The sequence below is a fragment of the Kitasatospora sp. NPDC029312 genome, assembly GCF_055569215.1.
The window spans coordinates 14,745-30,257 of the sequence record NZ_JBVHXY010000020.1 but is presented as its reverse complement, the minus strand read 5'-3'; the positions used below and the strand labels follow the sequence as shown (position 1 = coordinate 30,257).

Sequence of the window (15,513 nt, the reverse complement as noted above, 5' to 3'; positions counted from 1 at the left end):
TCCGGCCGGCCCGCCGGACCGCCGCCCCCCGGCGGGGGCTCAGGTGACCGCCGCGCCCTCCGCCGCCCTGCCCGCCCCGACCGGCGCCACCGCGACCGGCGCCACCGCGACCGGCGCCACCGCGACCGATCTGAGGGCAAAGGGCCCCGCTGCCAACCATCTCGCTGCCAACGATCCCGCCGCGAACGATCCCGCCGCGAACGATCCCACCGCGACCGATCCCACCGCGACCGATCCGGGCGTGACCGCCTCCGTCACCGCCTTCGGCCCGACGGAGGCGACGGTGCCCACCGGACCGGTCGCACCGGCCGGTCCCGCCGCCCCGAGGGACCCGGGTGAAGCGGTCGCCCTGCTTGCCGCCCGTCGGGCCACCGGCGCCCTGCACGGCCCGCTCGGCACGCTGTACCTGGTCGACGGCCAGGTGACCGCCGCCGAGTCCCCGCGCGCAACGGGGCTGGCGGACCTGCTCACCGGCTGCGGCCGGATCGGCTCGGAGAGCTGGCTAGAGCTCCTCCGGCTCCACGGCCCCCGCGGGCGGGTCGGCGAGGTGCTGGTCGAACGCGGGCTGCTCACCAGAGGAGAACTCGAACTCGGCCACCTGGGCGCGCTGTTCGACGCCGCCTACTTCGTCCTCGCCGACCGGGAGGGCGGTACCTGGCGGTTCGAGCCGGACGCCCGGCACTGGCTCGGGCCGGTGGCGGCGGTCGACCCGGGGCGGCTGCACCGTGAGGTCGAGCGCCGAGTCCGACTCCTCGAGCGGATCTGGCCCTGGCCGCACCTCGACACCGCGCCCGTCCGCCCGGTCGAGCGCACCAGGCGTCCTACGCACCGGCCGCCCGGGCGCCGTCGGCGCGAACTGCTGGACCACGCCGACGGCCGAAGAACCCCGGCGGACCTGGCCCGGCTGCTCGGCCGCTCCGGCTTCGGCGTGACGGCGGACATCCGCCGTCTGGCCGCCGCCGGACTGCTCGACGGCCCGCGCCCCGCGGCCCCACGCCCTGTGCCCCCCGGACCGCAGAGCGCCGGAACCCAGGGCACCAGCACCAGTGCCCGGCCCCTCGGAGCCGAGGACGCCGAGCCGAACGCACCTGCGCCCGCCGCCCCACGCTCCGCCGCCCCGCGGCACGCCGCACCGACCGCCGCGAGGCCGGAGCTCCCCCCGCAGCGGGGCAGAGCACCGGCCGGTGGCCTGCACCGCCGCGTCCCCGGCGCCACCCTCCGCGGCACGGCGACGGCTGACGGCCGCGGAGCCCCGGCAACCGGCCGCCCGGAGCCCACGCCAACCGCCCTCGACCGACCCGACCACCCCGCCCACTCCGAAAGCCCCGACCGCCCGCCGACCCCGGCAGCGTCCCACCCGCTGACCGTCCCCGACCCGGACATCGCGCTGCTGACCCGGGTCCGAGACCTTCTGGAGGCCCGACTTTGAGCAACTCTCCGCCCACGTCCCCGTCGTACCGGCCATGAGGCGGGCGCTCAAGCAGCGTGTCGGAAGGAGACAACTGATCGCCTTGGAGACCGAGCTGCTCGCCGAAATCCGTGCCGTGAAACGGCGCGTCCCGCATCTCGCGGGCGGTCTGGTGGCCAGCGTCGACGGCCTGCTGGTCGCGCACGACACCCACGGGACCGAGCCCTCCGGACTGGCCGCGATGACGGCGGCCTCGCTGTCGTTGGCCCAGCGGCTGGCCGACACCACCGGGCAGGGCGAGTTCCGCGAGTCACTGGTGCGCGGCGAACACGGCTACGTCGCCACCTATGCGGCCGGCGGCAGCTGCGTGCTGACCCTGCTGGCGTACCCGGACGTCAACATCGGCCGACTCCATCTGGAAGCCCGACGCTGCGCCGGGCACATCGCCGGACTGCTCAACGACAGCCTGCTGCCGAAGGACCCGCGCGACGCCGGCTGACCCCGGATCCCGGATCCGGACCACCGGCCCGCTACCGACCACCCGCACCCGACCCGCACCCTCACCCGCTACACCCTCACCGAGTTACACCCCACCGACCTACACCCACCAACCCACCACCCAAACGGGAGTTGACCGAAATGACCGACGCAGCCGGCGCCCTCAAGCAGGCCATGACCGCCATCGAGGGCGCCATCGGCGCGGCCCTCGTCGACTACAACAGCGGCATGGCGCTCGGCACCCTCGACGGCCCGGGCGGCCTGGACCTCAACGTGGCAGCGGCCGGGAACACCGACGTGGTCCGCGCCAAGATGCGCACCATGGACATGCTGGGCCTCCAGGACGGCATCGAGGACATCCTGATCACCCTGTCCAGCCAGTACCACCTGATCCGCCCGCTCACCGGCCGTACCGGCAAGGGCCTGTTCCTCTACCTCGCGCTGGACAAGGGGCGCGCCAACCTGGCGATGGCACGCCACCAACTTTCCAAGGTCGAGGCCGACCTGGAGGTCTGACCCGGCCCGGGTGGCCGGCAGGACGCGGCCCTGGCGGTGGCCCCGGAGGTGGCCCCGGAGGTGCGCCCCCGGCGGCGGCTCAGGCCCCGCCGGGCGCCGTCCACCGGACCGCGCCGCCCGGCAGCGCGGCGCACACCGCGCCCTCGGCGGTCAGCACGCTCCAGGGCGCGAGCACCGCGTGCGGCGGGACGGCCAGCTCACCGCCCTCCGCGAAGCCCAGCTCCAGACCGCCGGCCGGGGTGATCCGGGCGGTGTCGACGGTCCGGCCGACGAGTGCCAGCAGTCTGGGCGTCGGACGGAAGGTCAGCGCCGGAAAGACGTGCTCGACCGCCTTCGGCGCGGCGAAGGACGGCGCCGCGAAGCGGAACTCGTGCGCCACCCGGACGGTCACCGGCCCGTCGAGCCGCAGGTCGAGCCGGTCGCCGCCGCTCACCGTCGCCACCCGCCGACCGGCCAGTACCTCACTGATCCCGTTCTGCATGGCCCCAGTGTCACCCATCGGCCACCTCAGGTCCCACCACCCGCCCGCGAACCAGCTCGACGGGGCCGCCCGGCCGCTCCCGGGCGGCCAGCGCGCCGGCCGTTCGACCCCAGGACGGCCCGGTCAACAGCGCCCGCGCCTCGGCCGGGTCACACAGCCGCCACTCCACCAACTCCTGCTCCTGGAGGGCGATCGTGTCGAGCATCGCCTCCGTCACCGCGCCGCCGTCGAAGACGTACACCAGTACGGCGGTGTCCCGGCCGGTCGCCGGGTCCGCGCCGGGATCGGCCGCCGTGCCCGGTTGCCAGTCCAGCGCGAGCAGTCGTCCGGGCTCGACCTCCCACCCCAGTTCCTCGCGGATCTCCCGTCGCGCCGCCGCCCGTGGCCGCTCCGAGTCCGCCTCGACCCCGCCCCCCGGCAGCGTCCAGTGCGGCACCGCCCCGCGCGGACCCTCGTACGGGCGCAGCCGCACCAGCAGCACCCGTCCGTCACGGTCGGTGAACAACGCCCTGGCCTTCGCCCGGATCCGGGGCCGGGTGGCGTAGTAGGTGTCCTGGTCCATCGGCGGCTCCGGCTGCTGCTCCGCCCCGCCCGCATCCTGCGCTCCCAGGGTGGGCGCTGCGGCCAGCCCGGTGTACTCGGGCGCCGGATCCTCGGCCGGCAGCGCCCGCAGCGTGTGGCCGACGGGTCGGCTGTCCTCCAGCTCCAGCGGCCCGGCCGTACGCGGCGCCCGCAGACAGGCCGTCACCCGCCGTGACAGTTTGGGCGGCAATGCATGCCCGGCCTCGTCGGCCGTCAGCCACACCCACCCGCCGACCTCCGCCGCGTCCGGCCGGATCGCCGCCACCTGTTCCGCCGTCAGCGGCTCGCCCCAGTACAGGTACGCCACGATCGGCGGGTGCGTCCGGGACAGCGCCCAGTCCACGCAGGCCAGCCCACGCAGCCGGGGCGTGAAGCCGAGTTCCTCGGCGATCTCCCGTTCGGCGGTCTCGCGCGGTGACAGGTCGGCCGGCTCCCACCCGCCCCCCGGAATCGCCACCGGATGCTTCCGGTCGTACGGCAGCCGCACCACCAGCACCCGCCCCGCCCCGTCCGGGAACAGCACTCCCGCCGCCGCCAGTACCTCCTGGCCCCGCCCACTCGACGCTTCCACCCGCACTCCCTCCACCACACCCGGCTCCGCACCGGGGACAAGACCCTCGGCCGCAGCGATGGTTCCCCGCGAGCCCTCTCCCGGACCAGGGTTCACCCACCCACCCCGACAGCGGCCCCAAAGACCTGACGAACCGTCGCCCGCGTCCCCGGCCGGGCCGACGGGGGCAGCGTCCGGGAGGTTTGTCGGCCGATGCGGAGGCCGGTCCCGAGTTCGCGGGACGCGCGGCCGAGCGGCGCGGAGCCGACCTGCGCGAAACCACGGCGCTACGCCCCGGCCGTCCATCGCGACACCCGATCGCGGACGCCGCCGCCGTCCGCCGTCCGCCGTCCGCCGCCGGGTATCGGTCATCACCCCAAGGACGCCAGCGCCTGCGCCGCCGCCCTGGCCATCTGCTCGTCGTGTCGCCCGCTCGCCCCGCGGAGTCGGGCGAGGCCCTCGGCTGCTGCCAGCGCGAGCAGGCCGGGGAGCAGGTCGGTGCTGCGGGCGGCGAGCCAGCGGGTGCCCTTGGTGGCCATCCACCACAGGTCGGCGGCCAGGCCCGGCGGGGGTTCGGGTGCTCGGTCGGCGGGTGGTGTGCCGAGGGGGTGGCCGGCTTCGGTGAGGAGGTCGTGGAAGCGGCGGGCGATCAGGTGGTGCCCTTCGGCGCTGGGGTGGAGGCGGTCGACGCTCAGCAGTCGGCGCTGCGCGGTCCAGGGCAGTTCGGCGATGTGCAGGTGTACGGCCCGGTGCCTTGCGGTGAGTGCGTGTACCACCGTGTTGACCGCCCGCATCCGGCGGGCCAGCGGGCGGCCGAGCGGGGCCGGGAGCCGGAGCAGGGTGCCCGGGTCGGGCAGGCAGGCGGTCAGCAACACGGCTCCGTGCGCGGAGAGTTCACCGAGGGTGGCGTCCAACTCCAGGGTGGTGCGCCGGATGTCGAAGCCGGCTCGCAGCGTGTCGTTGCCGCCGACCAGCACCGCCGCCAGCTGCGGCCGCCGGGCCAGCGCCGCCGGAAGCTGACGAGAAGTCAGGTCGGCGGTCAGTGCGCCGCTGTACGCGAGGTTGGTGAACTCGACCTCCCGGCCCCCGGGTGCCAGCGAGTGGGCCAGTACGGCGGCCCAGCCGCGCCATTCCTCGCCGACCTGGTCCCCGACGCCCTCCGTGAGGGAATCCCCGAGGGCGACGAAGCGCAGCAGTTCGCCCGCCGTCGGCCGCTCCTCCGCCGCCCGGTCCGGCCCGGCGTCCAGCACGCTCATCCCAACCCCCTGTCCACCGTTTCCGCTGCGCGGTTCCGTACACCGTGTGCTGCCAGGAAGGCCGTCACCGCCGCCGGCCAGCCGTACCGCTCGGCCTGCTCCCGGGCCGCTGCCCGGCGCACCTCCTCCGGCCGCCTCAGCAATTCCCGCACCGCCCGGGCGAATCCGGCGCCCGTGTCGACGGCGGCCACCCCGGCCGGTCCGATCAGCCCGGGGAGTGCGGAGGAGCCGCTGACCGCGACGGGAGTGCCGCAGGCCAGGGCCTCCATCGCGGCCAGCCCGAAGGTCTCCACCGGCCCGGGCGCCAGCACTACGTCCGCGCAGCCGAGCAGCCGGGCGAGCGCCGCGCGCCCGCTCAGGTGCCCGAGGAAGCGCACGGGCAGCCGGAGCCGGGCGGCCCGAGCGGCCAGCCGTTCCCGTAGCGGCCCGGTGCCGGCCACCACCAGGACGGCCGGCAGGCCCCCGGCCCGCAGCCGGGCGAGCGCGTCGACGGCCCGGTCGGGCCGCTTCTCCGCAGACAGCCGCGAGCAGAGCGCCAGCAGCACTTCGTCCGGTCCGGCGTAGCGGGCCCGCTCCGCCGCCCGGACGGCCGGCGGCAGTGGCCGCATCGCGTCCAGGTCCACTCCGAGCGGGGCCCGGACCACGTTGGGCACGCCGATCCGGCGGAATTCGGCCGCCGCCCATTCGGTGGTGCAGAGCACCGAGTCGTACGCGCGGACCGTCGCCGCGTTGAGCCGGTCGGCGGCCGCCGCGGCCAGCGGTCCGGGCAGGCCCCAGGTGCGAAACACGCCGGTGGCGCTCTCGTGCGAGACCATCACCGAGTGGACGCCGTGCCGCCGCGCCCAGCCGCCGGTCCAGCGCAGGGTGGTCCGGTCGGACACCTCCAGCCGGTCGGGGCTGAGCCGGGTCAGCTCGGCCTCCACCGCCCGCCGGTCGGCGAGCAGCCGGTAGCCGCCGCTGGCCGGCAGCACCGGGCCCGGCAGGGTGACCACCAGGCCCTGTTCGGTCTCCTCCGACGAACGCCGCTCGCCGGGCACGATCAGCACCGGCCGGTGTCCGGCCGCCAGGTACCCGGCGCCGAGGTGGCGCAGCGCGGTGCGCAGGCCGCCGGAGACGGGGGTGACGAAGTTCGCGAGCCGGACGATGGTCAGTGGTCGGGGTGTGGAGGCCCCGGTCATGCCGGCAGCTCCTCGGGGAGGGCAGGGAGCGCAGGCACCACGGGCATCGCACGCACCGCAGGCACCACGGGAACGACCACCGAAGCCGCCGCATCCGCCGAAGGCGGCGCCGGAACGAAAGCCGAGACGGAAGCCGAAGCCGAAGCCTGCGGCGCCGGCACGGGCACCGGCACCGGCAGCCCCCGGTGCTCGGCGAGCACCTCGGCGTAGTGCCGCAGCAGCAGGTCCCCGACGGCCTCCCAGGTCCGGGCGGTCACCTCGGCCCGTCCGGCCTTCCCGTAGGCGTCCCGCCGGGCCGGATCGGCGGCGAGCTCGGCCACCGCCCGGGCGACGGCCGCGCCGTCCCGGGGTGGCACCAACAGGCCGGTGCGGTGGTGGGAGACCAGGTCGAGCGGGCCGCCGGCCGACGGGCCGATCACCGGTACGCCGCTGGCCATCGCCTCCTGGATGGTCTGGCAGAAGGTCTCCAGCGGGCCGGTGTGCACGAACACGTCCAGCGTCGCGAAGCAGCGCGCCAGTTCCTCGCCGGTGCGACGGCCGAGGAACACCGCGCCGGGCATGGCGGCTCGCAGCCCGGGCGCCGAGGGGCCGTCCCCGACCACCACCACCCGGACCCCGGGCAGTGCCGAGGCCCTCGCCAGCAGGTCGACCCGCTTCTCCGGTGCCAGCCGTCCGACGTACCCGACCAGGACCTCCCCGCCCGGTGCGAGCGCCCGGTGTAGCGCCTCGTCCCGGTGCCGCGGGTGGAACCGTACGGAGTCCACCCCGCGCGGCCACAGCTGCACCCGGGGCACGCCGTGCGCGGTGAGGTCCTGCGCGGCGGGGGTGGACGGCGCGAGGGTGCGGGCGGCCGCGCGGTGCACGGCCCGGATCCGGCGCCAGGCCGCGGCCTCGCCGAGCCCGCGACCGGCCCGGTAGGCGTGGGCGTACCCGGCCAGGTCGGTCTGGTAGACGGCGACGGCGGGCACCCCGAGCCGCGCCGCGACGTGCATGCCGCGGGCGCCCAACACGAAGGGGCTGGCCAGGTGCACGATGTCCGGTCGGTGTCCGGCGAGGGCGGCGGTCAGCTGCCGGCTCGGCAGGGCGATCCGCACCTGCGGGTATCCCGGCAGGGGCATCGAAGGGATGCGCACCACGGGGATCCGTCCCGCCGCGGGGCCGGAGCCGAAGGTCTGCGGTGGGCACTGGGCGCCCCGCGCGGGGGCGGGGGTGACGACGAGGGGCTGGTGGCCCCGGCGGAGCAGGTGCTCGGCCGTCCGCAGCACGCTGTGGGCGACTCCGTTGACCTCGGGAGGGAAGGATTCGGTGACGATGGCGACGCGCATGCCTGTGTTCTGTCCGGGCCCGGCGTGCTCCCGGCCAAAGGGATCTGTCGTACAAGCGAACGCGGGTCGGCGATTCGTACCGCCGACCCGCCTGTTCACCGCGGTGTTTCCTCAGGCAGACCCGGCCGTCTCCTTGAGCTCCGCGTACGGGGCGAGCTTGCGGATCGACTCGATGCTCTTCAGGCAGTCGTCCTTGCTCTCGTGCGGGTCACCGGTCACCACGATCGACCCGTTGCTCGCCTTGAGGCGGAACCGGTGCATACCGGTCTCGTCCGTGTACAGCTCGAATTTTCCGGCCATGCCAGTGGACACCTTTCGCTCGCGTGACCCCCTGGCACCGCAACCTAGGCGCCGCCCCGCGCCCCCGCCCGTCGGCCGGGCCCGTTCGGGTGGGCGAGGCCGCGAGCCGCCTACCGCCCCCGGGGGGTCAGTCGCTCCGACGGCGGCCGGCGAGCCAGACGTGGACGAGGACGCCGGCGAAGAGGAAGAGGACGCCCTGGTAGACGGCGGCGTAGCCGGCGCCGGCGAGGAGCCAGAGCGAGAAGGCGAAGGCGCCGAGGCCGAGGACGGCGTCGCGGACCAGGTGCGGGGTGGCGACCTTGTCGGTGGCGCCGCGGACCAGCCAGTACAGCTGGGCGGCGGTGGAGAGGAGGTAGGGCACGGTGGCGGTGAAGGTGGTGACCAGCACCAGCGTGTCGAACGCGCCCTTGGCGCCGCTGGCGAAGTTGAGGACGGTCAGCAGCGAGGCCAGGGCGACGCTGACGATCACGCCGAAGGCCGGCACGCCGCGCCGCTCCTTGCCGAAGGCGGCCGGGAACAGGCCGTCCTCGGCGGCCGCGTACGGGGCCTGGGCGGCCAGCAGCGTCCAGCCGTTGAGCGCGCCGGTCATCGAGACGAGCGCGGCGACGGCGATTGCGGTGCCGCCCCAGGAACCGCCGAACATGGCGTTCACGGCGTCCGAGAACGGCGCGGCGGAGTGCACCAGCCGCTCGTGCGCGACGGTGCCGAACACCGCGACGGTCCCCAGCAGGTAGACCACGGCCGCACCGGCGGTGCCGAGCACGCTCGCCCGGCCGACGTTGCGCTCCGGGTCGCGGACCCGGCCGGCGCTCATCGCGGCCGACTCCACTCCCAGGTAGCTGAACAACAGGATCGCGGCCGCGGCGGTCATGCCGCCCGTCCAGTCCTGGCCGTTGCCGTCGAACGGCCCGAGGTTCTTGGCGTCGAAGAAGAACAGGCCGCCGACGGCGACCAGCGCCAGCGGGATGAACTTCAGGACGGTGGACACCAGTTGGATCGCCCCGACGTAGCGGGTGCCGGCCAGATTGGCCAGCGCCGGCAGCCACTGGAAGGCCAGCGCGGCGGTGATGCTCAGCGCGGTGGAGTGGCCGACCGGCAGTAGCACGTCCAGGTAGCCGACCGCGGCCACGGCGAGCGCGGCGTTGCTGACCCAGGTGGTGATCCAGTACGACCAGGCGGACAGGAACCCGGCGAAGTCCCCGAAGGCCTCCCGGGCGTAGACGTACGGGCCGCCGGTGCGCGGGTGGCGTCGGGCGAGCTGTCCGAAGACCAGGGCCAGCGCGATCGCACCGACGGTGAGGACGACGAAGGCGAGCAGGCTGACCGTCCCGTACGGTGCCACGGCGGCCGGGATCATGAAGATGCCGCCGCCGATGATGTTGCCCATGACCAGAGCGGTGGCGGTGGTCAGCCCGAACCGGCCGTTCTTCCGGGATCTCCCGTCGACCGGGTCCGGGGTCTCCGGGGTCCCCAGGGTCTGCGGGGTGCTCGGTCGGGTCGCCTGCCGGGGTGCGGCGGGGCTGGTCTGCATGAGGGTGGTGCGCCTTTCCTGGTCCTGCTCGCGCTCGGTGGAGCGACCGTTCATGCTCGGGCCAGGGCGCAGCTTGCACCAAATCGATGGGATTTGTTCGTTCAGCCCGACGGATCACCGCAAGTCTTACGGTCGTAGGCCGATCGGACGAACACTCGTCCGGCGGTCTTCGCGAGGACGTTCGACCCGGACCGCGAGGGGTTCGGCCGGGCGGGGGAGATGTGTCACCCGGATGTCCCAGACCGGTTGCGGCGCGCGTCCGCCGGTGCGCGTTCGTGTGCCAACGTGGGCGCGGCGCCTCCCCGGTGGGGGCGGCCCGGTCCGCCGGGCGGTCGAACCGGCCGTTCGGGGGCGCGGGTTGAGGACCAGAGACGAATCAAAAGGACATCAGATGTCGCTTCGTGGGAAGATCCGCAAGCTCGCCGTGATCGCCGTCGTGACGGGTGCCGCCCTGGCGGCCGTTCCGACCTCGGCGGTGGCGGGCGGCCAGATGTCGGCGCAGGAATCCGGGCAGGTCCTGGACTCCGGCTCCGCGGGCGTCGGCATGTTCGGCCCGCACGCCAGCTGGTTCAACTACCGCGACCACAGCGAGAGCGAGAGCGACTGCGACTGCTGATCGCGCCGAACTCCGAGCCCGGGGGCCGTCCGTCGGCCCCCGGGCTCACGGCTGTCCGCCCGCCCGCGCTCTCTCAGGCCCGGACCGCGGCCCGCTCGCGCAGCTCCTTCAGCACCGCGATGTCCATCGCGTGCCCGGTGCCGTCCCCGCCGTGCTTGCGGTCCGGGGTCTCCACCAGCAGCGGCACCCCGGCCGTCTCCGGGTGCTCGAACAGCTCGCGGAACGGCTCGGCGCCGATCATCCCGGCGCCGATGTTGGCGTGCCGGTCCTTGCGGGCGCCGACCACGTCCTCCGAGTCGTTGGCGTGGATCAGCCTCAGCCGGCCCGGACCGGCGGCCGAGGCCAGCGCGTCCAGCGCGGCCGTCACCCCGCCGGGCACGGCCAGGTCGTGCCCGGCGGCGAAGGCATGGCAGGTGTCCAGGCAGACGCCCACCTTCGGGTGCCCGTCCAGCGCCGCCACGTACTCGGCCAGCTCCTCCAGCCGGGAGCAGAGCGAACTGCCCTGACCGGCGGTCGGCTCCAGCAGCAGCCAGGGGGTGTCCTCGCCGAGCGCGTCCAGCTCGTCCAGCAGAGGACGGACGTCCGCGCGGACCTGCGCCATCGCCTCGGCCCGGCGCGAGCCGCCGTCGGGCGCCGCACCGACCGCCGAGCCGGTGTGCAGGACGACGCCCAGGGCGCCGATCGCGTGGCCGCGGCGCAGTGAGTGCCGCAGGGAGTCCGCCGAGCGCTCACGCGTGGTCGGATTGTCCGACCCGAAGTTGATCAGGTACGGCGCGTGCACCCAGGCCGGGAGGCCCTGGTCGGCGCAGGCGGCCCGGAACTCCTCGTCGTGGCGCGGATTGCCCGGGGGAGTGGCCCAGCCGCGCGGGTTGGCCACGAACACCTGGACCGTCTCCGCGCCGACCTTCCGCGCGTACGCCAGTCCCGTCCCGGCCAGCCCGCGGCCGGCCACCGGGACGTGGGCGCCGATCGGGTTGCGGACGGTGGCGACGGGCGGGACGGGCGCGGTGCTCATGCCTTCGAGGATGTCACGGGCCGGGCCCGGTCCGGCGCGCGGCCCCGCACCGTCCGGGGCCATGCACGCCACGCCGGGACGTCCCACCAGCGGCCGACGCCCCGTCAGTCCCGCAGCCCACCCTGGTGGCGGGCCCACCCGGGCGCCCATACCGTCGACACGGCCGTACCCACCGACGGTCACCGCCCGGACACCCGGCGTCGGACCATCAGCCCAGCTTCCCCGAGCGTCCCCCACACCTCCACACCTCCCCTCCCATCGCGTGCCGAAAGACAGGTCACCTCTCATGCGCACCCGTCGTGTCCACCACCTCGCCGCGGCCACCGCCGCCGCCACCGCCCTGACCACCGCCCTCGCCGCCCTGGCCGTCGCCCCCGCGGCCCACGCCGCCGACTCGCGGACGCACCTCGTCCAGCCGGGCGACTCGGTTCAGCGGGCCGTCGACGCCGCCAAGCCCGGCGACACCGTCCAGCTGCTGCCCGGCACCTACCGGGGCAGCGTCCGCATCACCACCCCCGGTCTGACCCTGCGCGGCGCCGGCGACCTCAGTGTGATCACCCCCGGCGACGGCAAGGAGAACGCCTGCGCCGCCGCCGGGCACGGCCTCTGCGTGGTCGGCACCGAGCAGGCCCCGCTGGCCGACGTCACCGTGGAGTCCCTGGCCGTCACCGGCTTCGCCAAGAACGGCATCGACGCCAGCGGCACCACCCGCCTGACCGTCCGCGCCACCTACGTCCACGACAACGCCCAGCAGGGCATCAGCCAGGAGATGTCCACCAAGGCCACCATCATCGGCAACCGCTCGATGAACAACGGCCAGTCCGGCGTCTTCCTCGCCAACTACGCCTACCGGGAGGGCGGCGCGCCCGACACCGGGGGCACCGTGGTCAAGGGCAACGAGCTCGCCGGCAACCGGGTCGGCGTCACCGTCCGCCGGCTGCGCGTGCTGACCGTCGAGGGCAACGAGGTCAGCGGGAACTGCGCCGGCGTCTTCGTGGTCGGTGACGAGAACGCGCCCCGCGCCGGGGACCTCGACGTCCGGCGCAACCGGGTGGTCGCCAACAACAAGTTCTGCGCCGCCAACCCGCGCCTGGGCGCCATCCAGGGCGCGGGCATCGTCCTCACCGGCACCGAGGGCACCCGGGTGACCGACAACGACGTCCACGACAACGTCGGCACCACGGACTTCTCCGGCGGCATCGTCCTGTTCAAGAGCGCGGTCGGCGTGCCGAACAGCCGGGCGACCATCACCGACAACCGCCTGAGCGGCAACGCGCCGGCCGACCTCGCCGACCGCGACACCGGCACCGACAACGCCTTCGCCCGCAACACCTGCTCGGTCTCGCTGCCGTCCGGCCGCTGCTGAGCCCGGCAGACCCGTGGCCACGCAGACCCACAGCCCGGCAGACCCGCAACGCCACGCCCGCAGACCCGAGCCCCCACACACCCCCAGGGACCGCCCATGACCACCGCACCCGCCCACACCTCCGCCCAGGCCGCGATGCGCCTGCGCGAGCTCGTCTTCGGCGCCGCCTGCGCCGCCGCCGTCCGCGCGGCCGCCCGGCTCGGTGTCGCCGACGTGCTCGGCGACACCCCGATGGAGGTCACCGAACTCGCCGCCAAGCTCGACACCGAACCCCGCCAGCTGCGCCGCCTGATGCGCGCGCTCACCTGCTACGGGATCTTCGCCGAGGCCTCCGACGACCGCTTCGAGCACACCGAGATGTCCCGCCTGCTGCGCGAGGACGCCCCCAACTCGCTCCGCTACATCTCCCTCTGGTGCACCGAGCCGTGGACCTGGGAGGCCTGGCCGAAGCTGGACGAGGCGGTCCGCTCCGGCCGCAACGTCTTCCCCGAGCTGTTCGGCAAGGAGTTCTTCGACTACCTGCACAACGACGCGGGCGACTCCGCCAAGGTCTTCGACAAGGCGATGACCACCTCCAGCCGGCAGTCCGCCAAGGACTTCGCCGACTACCTGGACCTCACCGGCATCGACTCGGTGGCGGACATCGGCGGCGGCCAGGGCCACGTGCTGGCCAGCCTGCTGGAGAAGCACCCGGCCCTGCACGGCACCCTGCTCGACCTGCCCAAGGTGGTGGCCGGCGCCGATCCCCGGCTGCAGGACGGCGGCGCCTTCTCCGCCCGCGCCCGCCTGGTGCCGGGCGACTGCCGGATCGAGATCCCCGTCCGCGCCGACCTCTACATCATCAAGAACATCCTGGAGTGGGACGACGACAGCACCCGCCGCACCCTCGCCAACGTCGTCGCCGTGGCCCGCCCGGGCGCCCGGGTCGTGGTGGTGGAGAACCTCGTCGACAACAGCCCGTCGATGCGCTTCACCACCGCCATGGACCTGATGCTGATGCTGAACGTCGGCGGCGCCAAGCACTCCGAGGAGAGCATGGTCGGCCTGATGGCGGAGGCGGGACTGGACGTCGTCGCCGTCCGCCCGGTCAACCCGTACCTGCACGCCTTCGAGGCCGTCGTCCGCGGCTGAACCGCAACGCCGACGGCCGCTGCTCCCCGCACCGGGGAACAGCGGCCGTCGGCGTTCTCGGCGCTCTCGGGGACCCGCCCCAACGCGCCCGAGGTCAGGCCTTGTGCGAGGACTCCAGATGGGCGAAGACCACCACGTTGTCCAGGTAGTCCCGCCGCTTCTTGTCGTACGTCCCGCCGCAGGTGATCAGGCGTAGCTGGGCGTCCGGGGTCTTCCCGTACACCTTCTGGTCGGGGAAGGCGTCCTTGGCGAAGGTCTCCACCGAGTCGACCGAGAACACCGCGACGGTGCCGTCGGCCCGGCTCACCTCGACCTTGTTGCCCGGCAGCAGCAGGCTCAGCAGCAGGAACACCGCCGGGCCCTTGGTGGTGTCGACGTGCCCGGCGACGACCGCGCTGCCGCGCTCGCCCGGGGTCACGCCGTCCCGGTACCAGCCGACCAGGTTCTTGTCGTCCGGCGGCGGGGCGTTGAGCTGGCCGGCCGGGTTGAGGGTGAGTTCGGTGAACGGCGCGTCCACCGCGATCTGCGGGATCCGCAGCCGGGTCGGCTTGGAGCGCTTCAGCGCCGGTGCGCCCGGCGCGGCCGCCGGAGCCGCCGGGGACGCCTTGGCGGCCGCTGCCGCGGCCTGCCCCGGGACGGCCGGAGCGGCCGCCGCCGGAGGAGCGGACTGGCCGGCGGCGGAGTCGTCGTTCGGCTGGGTGTCCACCGAGTTGTAGATCAGCAGCAGCCCGACCGCTGCCGCGCCCATCCCGGCCTGCAGCAGCCGGGGCATTCCAGCGCCGGGAGCGCCCATCATTCCTGTCCTCCGCTAGAAGTCCTCCGCCGGGCCGCCCGGCCCGCCCAGACCGCCGGCCCGCCCAGACCGCCGGGCCGCCATGCCAGGCGCCCGCACCGGAGACCCGGGTACCGCAACGGTGCACCGCCCCCGCGCGCCCCGCCCCTGGGGAGGGGAGGGGCGCCCGGAGGCGGCAGTGGCAGGCTCAGACGGCGGCGACGCCGGCCGCACGCCGCCCGCGGCGCAGCGCGTAGGCGCCGGCGCCGAGGCCGCCGAGCAGCAGCACCGCACCGGAGGCGAGGCCGCCGCCGGACAGCGCCAGGCCGCCGCCGCCGGTGTGCACGCCGCCGTGCGGGGACTTGTGGTCCTCTTCCTTGCCTTCGTAGCCCTTGCTCTCGTAGCCCTTGCTCTCGGTGCCCTTGCTCTCCGAGCCCTTGTGCTCGCCGGAGCCCTTCTCGTCGGTGGCGCCACCGCCGGGCTTCTTGTCGTCGTAGCCCTTCGAGGCGTCGGAGGCGCCCTTGTCGGGCTGCTTCTCCTGCCAGGTGAGGTTCTTGCCCTGGTCGGAGGAGCCGTCGGCGAAGGCCATGGGAGTGCCGACGGTGAGGAGGGCGGCGACGGCCGCCCCGGCGAGCAGAGTGCGTGCAGAACGCATGAGGATGATCCTTCCGGCGCGAGGGTCCGCGACCGCCGGCACGGTGCCGGGCAGGGGACTCGCGAACGATGGCGCCTGATCCACCGTCAACCACCCTGGAGGCGGTTGCCACCGGAGCGTGGCGGTGCCGCTACGCGCTGTGCGCCCTTCGAGTGGAGTCCCGGGCGTGTTCACCCGATCGCCCCGGCGATCCGGGTGAATCGATGGGGGTGCGCAGTGGTACGGACATGGGCCCGGGGGGGGGGGGGGGGGGGGGGGGGGGGGGGGGGGGGGGGGGGGGGGGGGGGGGGTGAGCGGAGCGAGACTATCCACCGCTCTTTCCTTCTTTTCTTT

The 15,513-nt window shown here is 74.8% G+C and carries 16 protein-coding genes; 6 read left to right on the top strand and 10 right to left on the bottom strand.

Features of this window, described 5'->3' with window-relative positions; genetic code table 11:
• Positions 1–43: 43 nt before the first annotated feature.
• The 3 genes from ACZ4WV_RS18210 (at position 44) to ACZ4WV_RS18200 (ending at position 2,422) form a co-directional block, all read left to right on the top strand.
• The gene (locus ACZ4WV_RS18210; protein ID WP_465747786.1) at positions 44–1,429 is read left to right on the top strand and encodes a hypothetical protein; all 1,386 of its coding nucleotides are present in this window, start codon (positions 44–46) and stop codon (positions 1,427–1,429) included.
• A gap of 82 nt (positions 1,430–1,511) precedes the next feature.
• Entirely contained in the window at positions 1,512–1,907 is a 396-nt protein-coding gene (locus ACZ4WV_RS18205) for a roadblock/LC7 domain-containing protein (protein ID WP_465747784.1), read from the top strand.
• 140 nt (positions 1,908–2,047) lie between these two features.
• Positions 2,048–2,422 carry a hypothetical protein gene (locus tag ACZ4WV_RS18200; protein ID WP_465747782.1) on the top strand — a complete coding sequence of 125 codons (375 nt, stop codon included), beginning with the start codon at positions 2,048–2,050 and terminating at the stop codon, positions 2,420–2,422.
• Between the two features lie 79 nt (positions 2,423–2,501).
• On the opposite strand, the gene ACZ4WV_RS18195 is transcribed toward ACZ4WV_RS18200, so the two are convergent.
• From ACZ4WV_RS18195 to ACZ4WV_RS18165, 7 genes are all read right to left on the bottom strand, one after another.
• Entirely contained in the window at positions 2,502–2,903 is a 402-nt protein-coding gene (locus ACZ4WV_RS18195) for a DUF6188 family protein (RefSeq protein WP_465747780.1), read from the bottom strand.
• Positions 2,904–2,913: 10 nt separating this feature from the next.
• Positions 2,914–4,056 carry an NUDIX hydrolase gene (locus ACZ4WV_RS18190; protein ID WP_465747778.1) on the bottom strand — a complete coding sequence of 381 codons (1,143 nt, stop codon included), beginning with the start codon at positions 4,054–4,056 and terminating at the stop codon, positions 2,914–2,916.
• A gap of 350 nt (positions 4,057–4,406) precedes the next feature.
• Positions 4,407–5,291: an SGNH/GDSL hydrolase family protein gene (locus tag ACZ4WV_RS18185; RefSeq protein ID WP_465747776.1), complete on the bottom strand. Its 885-nt coding sequence runs from the start codon at positions 5,289–5,291 to the stop codon at positions 4,407–4,409.
• A complete protein-coding gene (locus ACZ4WV_RS18180) occupies positions 5,288–6,469 on the bottom strand; it encodes a glycosyltransferase (protein WP_465747774.1) in 1,182 nt (393 codons plus the stop codon). Before ACZ4WV_RS18180 ends, ACZ4WV_RS18185 begins: the two co-directional genes overlap by 4 nt.
• Entirely contained in the window at positions 6,466–7,794 is a 1,329-nt protein-coding gene (locus tag ACZ4WV_RS18175; RefSeq protein WP_465747772.1) for a glycosyltransferase family 4 protein, read from the bottom strand. Before ACZ4WV_RS18175 ends, ACZ4WV_RS18180 begins: the two co-directional genes overlap by 4 nt.
• 111 nt (positions 7,795–7,905) lie before the next feature.
• The gene (locus tag ACZ4WV_RS18170; RefSeq protein WP_465747770.1) at positions 7,906–8,094 is read right to left on the bottom strand and encodes a YegP family protein; all 189 of its coding nucleotides are present in this window, start codon (positions 8,092–8,094) and stop codon (positions 7,906–7,908) included.
• Positions 8,095–8,221: 127 nt separating this feature from the next.
• Complete coding sequence (locus ACZ4WV_RS18165; protein WP_465747940.1) at positions 8,222–9,625, bottom strand: amino acid permease; 1,404 nt, start codon at positions 9,623–9,625, stop codon at positions 8,222–8,224.
• A 391-nt stretch (positions 9,626–10,016) separates the two neighbouring features.
• Between ACZ4WV_RS18165 and ACZ4WV_RS18160 the strand changes: the two genes are divergently transcribed.
• A complete protein-coding gene (locus ACZ4WV_RS18160; protein WP_465747768.1) occupies positions 10,017–10,241 on the top strand; it encodes a hypothetical protein in 225 nt (74 codons plus the stop codon).
• A gap of 73 nt (positions 10,242–10,314) precedes the next feature.
• On the opposite strand, the gene ACZ4WV_RS18155 is transcribed toward ACZ4WV_RS18160, so the two are convergent.
• On the bottom strand, positions 10,315–11,256 hold the full coding sequence (locus tag ACZ4WV_RS18155) for a deoxyribonuclease IV (protein ID WP_465747766.1): 942 nt from the start codon (positions 11,254–11,256) through the stop codon (positions 10,315–10,317).
• Between the two features lie 286 nt (positions 11,257–11,542).
• Here ACZ4WV_RS18155 and ACZ4WV_RS18150 point away from each other — a divergent pair, with 286 nt between their 5' ends.
• Both ACZ4WV_RS18150 and ACZ4WV_RS18145 read left to right on the top strand, forming a co-directional pair.
• A complete protein-coding gene (locus ACZ4WV_RS18150; protein WP_465747764.1) occupies positions 11,543–12,622 on the top strand; it encodes a right-handed parallel beta-helix repeat-containing protein in 1,080 nt (359 codons plus the stop codon).
• Positions 12,623–12,718: 96 nt separating this feature from the next.
• Entirely contained in the window at positions 12,719–13,753 is a 1,035-nt protein-coding gene (locus ACZ4WV_RS18145) for a methyltransferase (protein ID WP_465747762.1), read from the top strand.
• Between the two features lie 94 nt (positions 13,754–13,847).
• Here the strand turns inward: ACZ4WV_RS18145 and ACZ4WV_RS18140 are convergent, their stop codons facing one another.
• Together ACZ4WV_RS18140 and ACZ4WV_RS18135 are read right to left on the bottom strand one after the other, a co-directional pair.
• Positions 13,848–14,546, bottom strand: a complete 699-nt coding sequence (locus tag ACZ4WV_RS18140) for a class F sortase (RefSeq protein WP_465747760.1) — start codon at positions 14,544–14,546, stop codon at positions 13,848–13,850.
• Between the two features lie 187 nt (positions 14,547–14,733).
• Positions 14,734–15,180, bottom strand: coding sequence for a hypothetical protein (locus tag ACZ4WV_RS18135; RefSeq protein WP_465747758.1), 447 nt, complete (start codon positions 15,178–15,180; stop codon positions 14,734–14,736).
• Positions 15,181–15,513: the final 333 nt, after the last annotated feature.

What these genes read in the sequence shown, in the direction of transcription:
- ACZ4WV_RS18200 (WP_465747782.1), top strand. Translation starts at nt 2,048, where the DNA reads ATGACCGACGCAGCCGGCGCCCTCAAGCAGGCCATGACCGCCATCGAG.
- ACZ4WV_RS18195 (WP_465747780.1), bottom strand. Translation starts at nt 2,903, where the DNA reads ATGCAGAACGGGATCAGTGAGGTACTGGCCGGTCGGCGGGTGGCGACG.
- ACZ4WV_RS18185 (WP_465747776.1), bottom strand. Translation starts at nt 5,291, where the DNA reads ATGAGCGTGCTGGACGCCGGGCCGGACCGGGCGGCGGAGGAGCGGCCG.
- ACZ4WV_RS18180 (WP_465747774.1), bottom strand. Translation starts at nt 6,469, where the DNA reads ATGACCGGGGCCTCCACACCCCGACCACTGACCATCGTCCGGCTCGCG.
- ACZ4WV_RS18175 (WP_465747772.1), bottom strand. Translation starts at nt 7,794, where the DNA reads ATGCGCGTCGCCATCGTCACCGAATCCTTCCCTCCCGAGGTCAACGGA.
- ACZ4WV_RS18170 (WP_465747770.1), bottom strand. Translation starts at nt 8,094, where the DNA reads ATGGCCGGAAAATTCGAGCTGTACACGGACGAGACCGGTATGCACCGG.
- ACZ4WV_RS18165 (WP_465747940.1), bottom strand. Translation starts at nt 9,625, where the DNA reads ATGCAGACCAGCCCCGCCGCACCCCGGCAGGCGACCCGACCGAGCACC.
- ACZ4WV_RS18160 (WP_465747768.1), top strand. Translation starts at nt 10,017, where the DNA reads ATGTCGCTTCGTGGGAAGATCCGCAAGCTCGCCGTGATCGCCGTCGTG.
- ACZ4WV_RS18155 (WP_465747766.1), bottom strand. Translation starts at nt 11,256, where the DNA reads ATGAGCACCGCGCCCGTCCCGCCCGTCGCCACCGTCCGCAACCCGATC.
- ACZ4WV_RS18150 (WP_465747764.1), top strand. Translation starts at nt 11,543, where the DNA reads ATGCGCACCCGTCGTGTCCACCACCTCGCCGCGGCCACCGCCGCCGCC.
- ACZ4WV_RS18145 (WP_465747762.1), top strand. Translation starts at nt 12,719, where the DNA reads ATGACCACCGCACCCGCCCACACCTCCGCCCAGGCCGCGATGCGCCTG.
- ACZ4WV_RS18140 (WP_465747760.1), bottom strand. Translation starts at nt 14,546, where the DNA reads ATGGGCGCTCCCGGCGCTGGAATGCCCCGGCTGCTGCAGGCCGGGATG.
- ACZ4WV_RS18135 (WP_465747758.1), bottom strand. Translation starts at nt 15,180, where the DNA reads ATGCGTTCTGCACGCACTCTGCTCGCCGGGGCGGCCGTCGCCGCCCTC.